This is a genomic window from Thermodesulfobacteriota bacterium (assembly GCA_040758155.1).
In the GTDB taxonomy this organism is placed as follows: Bacteria; Desulfobacterota; Deferrimicrobia; order Deferrimicrobiales; family Deferrimicrobiaceae; genus UBA2219.
The window spans coordinates 1-2065 of record JBFLWB010000138.1 but is presented as its reverse complement, the minus strand read 5'-3'; the positions used below and the strand labels follow the sequence as shown (position 1 = coordinate 2065).

The window sequence follows — 2065 nt, the reverse complement described above, 5'->3', positions numbered from 1 at the left end:
CAGCACCCGGGTCGCGATGACCGTCAGGGCGTAGACGAACATGAACACCCCGATCGATCCCCTTCCCCTGGCCAGGAGGTAGACCGGCAGGAAGGTGAAGATCGACCCGTACGCCATCCCGAAAAGGTATCCCGCCGTGTTGGGCACGAGGAAGGGGCGCGTGAGGTAGACCGAGAGCGAGGCGAAGGAGGGGCGCTCCCGCGCCGCCGGCTCGCGCATCGCGATGGGCGCGATCCCCGCCAGCGCCGCGATGCCGATCGCCCCGGCGAACAGCCCGTGGTACCCGGAATGGAGGATGACCCACTCTCCCGTCCAGCCGCCCACGGAGACCGGAAGGAAGAAAGTGAGTCCGAAGATCCCGAGCGCCTCCGCGCGCCGGCCGGCCGGCGCGGTCGCGGCGATCCAGGAGAAGGAGGAGGCGGCGAACATGGAGAACGCCGTTCCCTGGGCGACCCGGAGGATGTACGGGAGGATGCCGGGAGCGGCAAGGCGGGTCCAGGAGACCGAAGCGGCGGCGGCGAGGAAGGCCCCTCCGGCGAGGAGGGCCCTCCGGAGCCCCCGCCCGCTGATCATGGCGTTCAACGGCTTGAGCGCCAGCGCCACCAGCGTTCCCGCGGCCATCAGGACGCCGATCTCCCCTTCCCGGATCCCCAGCCCGTAAAGGTGCGCGGGGAGAAAGATGAAGATCACCGAATGGAGGGAGAACAGGAAGTTCGACGCGTTCAGCAGGATGTAGTCGCGGTCGTAGAGGGAAGCGGACGCGGATACGGAGGCCGAAGGGGACATGTATGGCAATCTTAACATAAGGGAACCTTGGGCTTCCCCCGGCCGCCGCTTTCGAAGAGAATAGCCGTTATGGCCAAGGCGCTGCGCATCGCACTCGCACAGATCAACGTCACCGTGGGCGACATCAACGGAAACGTGCGGAAGATCCTCGACACCTGCGCTCGGGCGCGGGAGGCGAAGGCGGACCTCGTCATCTTCCCGGAGCTGGCGGTCACCGGCTATCCCCCCGAGGACCTGCTGCTGCGCTCCTCCTTCGTCGACCGGAACCTCGAGGCGTGGGACGAGGTGGCGCGCAACATCCGGGGGATCGCGGCCGTCGTGGGATTCGTGGACCGGGACGCGAAGGGGCGCACGTACAACGCGGCGGGGATCGCCGCGAACGGCCGGGTCCTGCACGTGTACCGGAAGATGCATCTCCCCAACTACGGCGTCTTCGACGAGGTGCGCTACTTCCAGCGGGGGACGGAGCCGCTGCTGTTCCCGGTGAAAGGAGTGCGGGTGGGAGTGACCGTCTGCGAGGACGTCTGGGTGCGGGGCGGGCCGGTCCCGCGGCTGGCGAGGGACGGCGCCGGCCTGATCATCAACCTTTCCTCTTCTCCCTATCACGCCGGGAAGTGGCGGCAGCGGCGCGACCTGGTGGCCGACCACGCCCGGCGGAACGGGGTTCCGCTGGCGTACTGCAACATGGTGGGGGGGCAGGACGAGCTGGTGTTCGACGGCGGGAGCATGGTGGTCGGGAGGAAGGGGGAAGTGATCGCACGGGCGGCGATGTTCGACGAAGAGCTGCTCCTGTGCGACGTCGGCGGACGGGTCCCCCAAGGATCGGTGGCGCCCATTCCGTCCCGGGAGGAGGAGATCTTCCACGCGCTGGTGACCGGCACGCGCGACTACGTGGAGAAGAACGGATTCCCCGGCGTGATCATCGGGCTGTCGGGCGGGCTCGACTCCTCGCTCGTGGCGGCGGTCGCGACGAAGGCGCTTTCCCCTTCCCGGGTGCTCGGCGTCACGCTGTCGTCGCCCTACACCTCGGTCTCCAGCGTGGCGGACGCGCACGCGCTGGCGGAGAACCTCGGGATCCGCTGCATCGACCTTTCGATCTCCGAGGCCTTCGAGACGCTGAAGGGCACCCTGGCGCCGGCGTTCGCGGGGCGGGCGGAGGACGCGACGGAGGAGAACCTGCAGGCGCGCATCCGCGGCACGATCCTGATGGCGCTTTCCAACAAGTTCGGCGACCTTCTGCTCACCACGGGGAACAAGAGCGAAATGAGCGTGGGATACG

Annotated in this window: 2 protein-coding genes; one reads left to right on the top strand and one right to left on the bottom strand. The window is 68.2% G+C overall.

The annotated features are described in order from the left end of the window. The coding region (locus AB1346_09180) for an MFS transporter (GenBank protein ID MEW6720609.1) at positions 1-786 on the bottom strand (786 nt) is incomplete at its 3' end. Positions 787-855: 69 nt separating this feature from the next. On the opposite strand from AB1346_09180, the gene AB1346_09175 reads away from it, so the two are divergent. Next, on the top strand, positions 856-2065 hold a 1210-nt coding region (locus AB1346_09175), incomplete at its 3' end, for an NAD+ synthase (GenBank protein MEW6720608.1).